This is a genomic window from Corallococcus llansteffanensis (assembly GCF_003612055.1).
GTDB lineage: Bacteria > Myxococcota > Myxococcia > Myxococcales > Myxococcaceae > Corallococcus > Corallococcus llansteffanensis.
The window spans coordinates 1-6,123 of the sequence record NZ_RAWB01000588.1; the positions used below are offsets into that span (position 1 = coordinate 1).

Genomic DNA, 6,123 nt, shown 5'->3' on the forward strand with positions numbered 1-6,123 from the left:
GCCCAGAACCCCGCCCCCTGGCTCAACCTGGGCAAGTCCGTGACGAGCCTGGACCGCGCCCTCAGTGAGGACCGGCACCTCAACGCCCTCGTCCTGCCGCGCAGCACGTGGGGCGGCTGGGAGTGGCAGCACTCCGACCCCTGGAATGATCCGGGGCACTACACGGCCGACAGCAAGGGCGCGCTGACGTACAGCTTCAACCACGCCTACACCGTGGGGCGGCCCGCCGCGCTGAACGCGTTCCGCAGCGGCGCGGGCCTCGCGATGGTGCGCCACTTCACGCTCAACGAGGACGCGATGACGGAGGGCTCGGAGCAGCTGCTCGGCTACTTCGTCACCGACGTGGAGCACGCCGGGCCGTACTCGCTGCTCTCCGAGGCGCGGGCCGTGGCGAATGGCGATCCCCGCTTCATCGGCTACCTGGCGAGCTCCAGCTTCAACCACGGCTTCCCCGAGTACGCGCGCGCCTTCAACCAGGCCTTCCTCGCGCTCCCGGCGCTGCCCAGCCAGGTGGTGCCCAACGCCGCGTCCAACCCCGCCGTGGTGGTGCGCTCCATCTCCGCGCCCCCGCACGGCACCTGGCTCGCGGTCGTGAACACGGGCGTGGTCCAGGCCGACGACGTCGTCATCACCCTGCCCGTCACGGGCACCGTCACGGACGCGGCGACGGGCGCTCCCGTCTCAGCGGTCAATGGCAAGCTGACCCTGTCCCTGTATCCCGCGCAGCTGCGGTCCTTCCGCGTCACCCCGTAGCCCTCGCGCGACTTCCCGCGCCCCGGGCCAGCCCGGAGACGTCAGGAGCTGCACGACAGCGCGGAGCAGCCGGGCTTCGACCGGGCCCAGTCAGGCCGCCGGGCCGCGTACGTTTCGCGGCCCGGCTGTTCGTCGAAGGGACGTCGCATCACGTCCAGCAGCAGGTGCACCTTCGAGTCGTCGCCCTCGTGGGCCGCGTCGATGGCCTCCTGGGCGAGGTAGTTGCGCAGGACGTACTTCGGATTCACCGCGTCCATCCGGCGCGCCAGCTCCGCCGGGTCCGCGCCCTCGCGCCGCGTGCGCTCCCACCACGACGTCAGCCATTGGAGGCCGCGGGCCAGGTGGGGCTCGGGCACCGGCCCGTAGAAGGCCTCGCGCAGCACGTCCGGAAACACGGTGGGCGCGGTGGGCGCGACCACCACGCGGGACAGGCCGCGGAAGAAGAGGGTCATGTCCGTCTCCTCCTGCGCCAGCCACGCCAGACACGCATTCACCCGCTCGACGTCCGCGTCGTCCACCAGCGTGGACAGGCCCAGCTTCGCCGCGTACCGCGCCGTCATCTCCGTGTTCAGCGTGCGCTGGTATTCGAGCAGCCCCGCCTGGAACACGCTCTCGTCGCCCTCGAAGAGCGGCATCAGCGCGACGGCCAGCCGCTCGATGTTCCACATCCCGATGGCGGGCTGGTTGCCGAACCGGTAGCGGCCGTGTTCGGCGTCCGTGGTGTTCGGCGTCCAGTCAGGGTCGAAGTCATCCACCCAGCCGTAGGGCCCGTAGTCGATGGTGAGGCCCAGGATCGACATGTTGTCGGTGTTCATCACGCCGTGCACGAAGCCCACTGCCTGCCAGTGCGCGATGAGCTTCGCGGTGCGGCGCGCCACCTCGCTGAAGAAGGCGGCGTAGGCTTCCTTCGACGGCGGGCCCAGCTCCGGGAAGAAGTGCGTCAGCGTGTAGTCCGCCAGTTGCTTGAGCAGCGACACCTCCCCCCGGCTCGTGCACAGCTCGAAGTTGCCGAAGCGCAGGAAGGTCGGAGCGACGCGGCAGACGATGGCGCCGGGCTCCTCCTGGGGATGCCCGTCGTAGAACATGTCCCGGACGACCGCGTCCCCGGAGGCGACGAGCGACAGCGCACGCGTGGTGGGCACGCCCAAATGATGCATGGCCTCGCTGCACAGGAACTCGCGGATGGAGGAGCGCAGCACCGCGCGCCCGTCGGCGCGGCGCGAGTAGGGCGTCCGGCCCGCGCCCTTGAGCTGCAGCTCGTAGAGCCTGCCGTCAGGGGCCCGCAGCTCCCCCAGACCAATGGCCCGACCATCCCCCAACTGTCCCGCCCACTGGCCGAACTGATGCCCGCCGTAGTTGGCCGCGTACGGCACCATGCCTGGCTCCAGCGCGTTGCCGGAGAGCACGCGCACCCACGCCTCGGAGCGCAGGGCCTCCTCGTCCAGCCCCAAGAGCTTCGCCATCTCCGGTGAGAGGGCGACGAGCCGGGGGGCGGAGACGGGCGTGGGCTGGACGCGGGACCAGAGCGCCCCGTGCACCTGGCGCGACCGGGTGTCCGAGAGCGGGTCGCCGGGCGTGGAGTCGATGAAGCGGGAGGTGAAGTGGAGCATGGTGACTTCCTCAGGCCGACCAGGCGACGCCCTCCACGGCCGTCACCTCGAAGAAGGCCTCCGCATGGTTGACCTTATCCCCCACGCGAGGAGGCCTGCCCAGCGTCGTGAGCACGGGCCCCACCTCGTCTTGCTCGAGGCCGAACGCCAGCTCCCATCAAGGGACGCCCCCCTGGACGTGGGTCCAGGAGGGCGGGGGGTACTCTGGTGGGCAGCCAAGAAGGCACGCACCTGGGAACCCCAAATCAAACCCTGGGCAAAAGCTGCCACTGGAAGGCCTGCCGCGACACCCCGGGCCTTGCCTGCCCGGCGCCTGGCGGCCCAGGGAGCTTCCGGCTGAGCCGCAGGTCGTGCCACGGACTCCAGGGAGCCATCACGGACTCAGGGTCTTGAAGAAGTACACGGTGGGGCGCAGGACGCCGTCGTTGTCCTTCGCCCAGCCGGGGACCTCTCCCACCCGCTGCCACTGGAGGTGCTGGTAGACGGCCTCTGCCCTCGAACCCGCCAGCGTGTCGAGCACCAGCAGGGTGATGCCCCGGCTCCGGGCGAACTGCTCCACCTCGCCCAGGAGCCGCGACCCCAGCCCCTGCCCCCGGGCGCTCGAGTGCACGAACAGCTTCTGGAGCTCCGCGCGGTGCGGCGAGTTCTCCCGCAGGGACGGCGCGAGCTGCACGGAGCCGATGATGCGCCCCTCCTGCTCCGCGACCCACAGCACCTTCCCCGGCCCCAGGGACGCCAGGGTGTCCCGCCAGTACTCCGCCGCGGCCTGGGGCGCGAGCGGCGCCAGGAAGCCCACCGACGCGCCGCTGTCCACCGTGTCGATGAGCAGTTCCATGAGCCCCTCGCGCTCGGCGGGGGTCGCCTGTTCAATTCTCCGGATGGAAATCATCCCTGGCATCCTAGCGACCCACCCACGCTCCAGCGACGGCGTAGAAACCACCCTGGCTCTGAAAACAGGCCCCTGGAGCATGAGGCGCGGCCCTATTTCGCGGGCCGCGCCGGTGCGCCCCTCTTCGCGCCGGTGAAGCGGGTGACCTCGTCCAGCAGGACGCGGCGTCCCCGCTCCGGGCGGTCCAGGTGGACGAAGTGCGTCGCCTGCGGGAGCACCACGGCCTTCACGCTGGCCGCGTGGACCAGGTGCTCCTGGAGGCGGGTGACGTCCTCGGGCCGGCTCCAGAAGTCGCTCTCCGCGCGGAGGATGAGGACGCGGGCGGTGATGGAGGCCGCGTCCCAGAGCTGACGGCCGGTGGCCAGGTAGAAGCTGTCCTCCAGCGCCCCGGACGGAGCCCGCATGGCCGCGGGCGTGCGCGTGGCCGCCAGCGGGTCGCTCGCGAGCGCTTCACGTTGGTAGGCCTCGAGCACCGCCGGATCCCTCCACTGCGCCTTGTCCTCCAACGGGATGGTGCGGTCCCAGACGCCAACCAGCGACGCCGCCGGGTGCCACCGGTAGGCACCCTGCCCCTCCGCGTTGAAGCGCCCTGGCCGCTTGGGATCCTCGAGGTCCGTGCCACGCCCCAGCAGCTTGTGCTCGGCACTCCCCGCGTACAGCGCGTTGAGCATGACGAGGTGGCTCACCTCCTCCGGGTGGAGGCTGGCGTACATCCCCGCCCAGTGCCCACCGGTGGCCCAGCCCAGGAGTCCGACGCGGCGCTGGCCGGTGCGCGCCTGCACCCAGCCCACCACCGCATGCACGTCCCGGACGACCTCGTGGGAGCCCACCAGCGGAGGGCCCGCCACGGGCACGCCCATGGCCTGCGGCCGCGTGGAGCCGCCGTACCCCCGCACGTCCATGACGTAGACGGCGTGCCCGGCGCGCGCGAGGTCGGCCGCGAGCGAGCCTCCCTCCACGGGAAGGTCGAAGGACGCCCGCCCCGGGACGCGCCCGCCGTGCACCAGGATGAGGGGGGCAAGGTTCGCCACCTGCATCCCGGTGTCCTTCACCTCGCGCACGGATACCTCGATGCCCGGCTCGGCGGGGACGAGGAACTCCGCCCGCGTCACCTCCGCCCCGGCGTCGCCCGCGACGAGCGCCCCCAGCAGTCCCAGGATTCCAACGACAGTCACACGACTCGGGTGCAGGTTCACCACGGCCTCCTCTGGGGGTCCGCGCTGGATACTGCCAGAACGGCCCCAGGGAGGTGGGCCTCCGTCGCCGCTACGGCTTGCAGGCGGTCTGCAGGTTCAACCCCGTCACGAGGTAGCCGCGGGCCCCGCTCTTCCACATCTTCTTCATCACGTGCTCGGCCTGCGGCATCTGGTGCGAGGGGTCGCAGACGTCGGCCTTGATGGCGGACTTGAAGAAGTCGAAGTCGGCGGACTCCAGGAAGTCGTAGGCGGCCAGGCCGGCATCGTCCGCGTGGTTGGCCGACATGTGACACGTGCGGCAGTACTGCTTCACGACGCCCTTGTAGAGCCCCACCCCGTGCTTGCGGGTGGTCGTCCAGCCCACGGGCACATAGGTGTCGTTCGCCACCGCCGCGGGGTCGCTCGCCGCGTGCGGCGCATACGTGCCGTTGATGAAGTCGGTGATGCCCTTCGCGGGCTTCGTGAGCAACACCCGCGCGTTCAGCCGGCGCAGGGCGTCCGCCTGGGCCGCGAAGGTGAAGCCCGGCGCGGAGGAGTAGCGGAAGCTGAAGACGTCGAAGGGCAGGAAGCTCGCGCCCGACACCGATTTCGAGCCCGCGTCATAGTTCGCGTTCACGCCGTGGCAGGACAGGCAGTTGTTGGGGATGGACACGCGCTTGCCCTGGTTGTCCAACACCGCCGTGGGCGACAGCTTGCCCACGCCGTCATAGACCATGAACTTCACGCTGTTGGGAGCCTCCCGGGGCGGCATGTACACCATGGCCACGGTGGCGAAGGCGTTCGTCCGGGCCACCGCGTCCGCCAGCGCGGCGTTGGAATCCCCCCCGAAGATGGGCTTGTTGTTGGCGTCCCGCGCGGCGTAGTTCTTCACGTAGCACGCCGTGCCCCGCCCGCTGTTGATGGGCTTGCAGTGCATCTCCCGGCCGATGCCCAGGTCCCCCTCGTTGAAGTACGTGGCCGTGTCCTCGGTCCCATCAAAGCCATACGTGCTGAGAAAGAGCGCGAAGGTATCGGGGGCGTTGATCTGCTTGTAGTAATCACCGGTCTCCTTCACGGAGATGGTGCCCTTTCGGCCCAGGTAGTCCGGCGGGGTGGCGGCGTCCACGGGGCTGAGCAGCGTGGACACCACCGAGGCGGTCTGGATGCCCATGCCCTCGCAGGCGGCGCCCACCTGGGACCACTCCTCGCCCGCGTGCTCGCCCAGGCAGTCGGAGAACGTCACGTCGTCGAAGGTGGTGAGCAGCCGGTCCCCATCCGGGTCCTTGGCCAGGGCGCGCACCCGCAGCACGCCACCCACGGGCCAGCGTGCCGCGTTGGCGGGCGCCGTCACGGGCGTGCCCTTGACGCTCCAGGCGTAGAGCGGATCCGGGCTGTTGTAGTAGCTGGCCGTGGTGCTGGTGACGGTGTTGGCGATGACGACCCAGTTGGCCGCCAGGGCCGGGTCGGCCTCCGCGTCCTTGAGGACCTGCACCTGGATGGGGATGGCGGGCTGGTTGTGGTAGCCCTGGAAGACGAACTCCTTTCCCTGGGGCTGCGCTTCGGTGGTGGTGCCGTTGAGCGGGCCCGTCATACAGCCCGTGGCCAGCAACACGAGGCCGGTGAGCGCCAGGCGGCGGCAGGAACGAAGTCTCATGGGGAGCTCCTTCTGGGCAGACGGCCCGGAGCGGGCCCATCT

At 70.5% G+C, this 6,123-nt stretch carries 5 protein-coding genes; 1 reads left to right on the top strand and 4 read right to left on the bottom strand.

Features of this window, described 5'->3' with window-relative positions; all coding sequences use genetic code 11:
* Nucleotides 1–753 (top strand): hypothetical protein (locus D7V93_RS45405; RefSeq protein ID WP_158623937.1); only part of this gene is annotated, 753 nt, incomplete at its 5' end.
* Between the two features lie 41 nt (nucleotides 754–794).
* Here the strand turns inward: D7V93_RS45405 and D7V93_RS35825 are convergent.
* The 4 genes from D7V93_RS35825 to D7V93_RS35840 all read right to left on the bottom strand — a co-directional run bounded on the left by D7V93_RS35825 (nucleotide 795) and on the right by D7V93_RS35840 (nucleotide 6,081).
* Entirely contained in the window at nucleotides 795–2,363 is a 1,569-nt protein-coding gene (locus D7V93_RS35825) for a protein adenylyltransferase SelO (protein ID WP_120647634.1), read from the bottom strand.
* 373 nt (nucleotides 2,364–2,736) lie between these two features.
* Nucleotides 2,737–3,252, bottom strand: coding sequence for a GNAT family N-acetyltransferase (locus D7V93_RS35830; protein WP_120647635.1), 516 nt, complete (start codon nucleotides 3,250–3,252; stop codon nucleotides 2,737–2,739).
* Between the two features lie 92 nt (nucleotides 3,253–3,344).
* Nucleotides 3,345–4,448 carry an alpha/beta fold hydrolase gene (locus D7V93_RS35835; protein WP_244237707.1) on the bottom strand — a complete coding sequence of 368 codons (1,104 nt, stop codon included), beginning with the start codon at nucleotides 4,446–4,448 and terminating at the stop codon, nucleotides 3,345–3,347.
* Between the two features lie 70 nt (nucleotides 4,449–4,518).
* On the bottom strand, nucleotides 4,519–6,081 hold the full coding sequence (locus D7V93_RS35840; protein ID WP_120647637.1) for a hypothetical protein: 1,563 nt from the start codon (nucleotides 6,079–6,081) through the stop codon (nucleotides 4,519–4,521).
* Nucleotides 6,082–6,123: the final 42 nt, after the last annotated feature.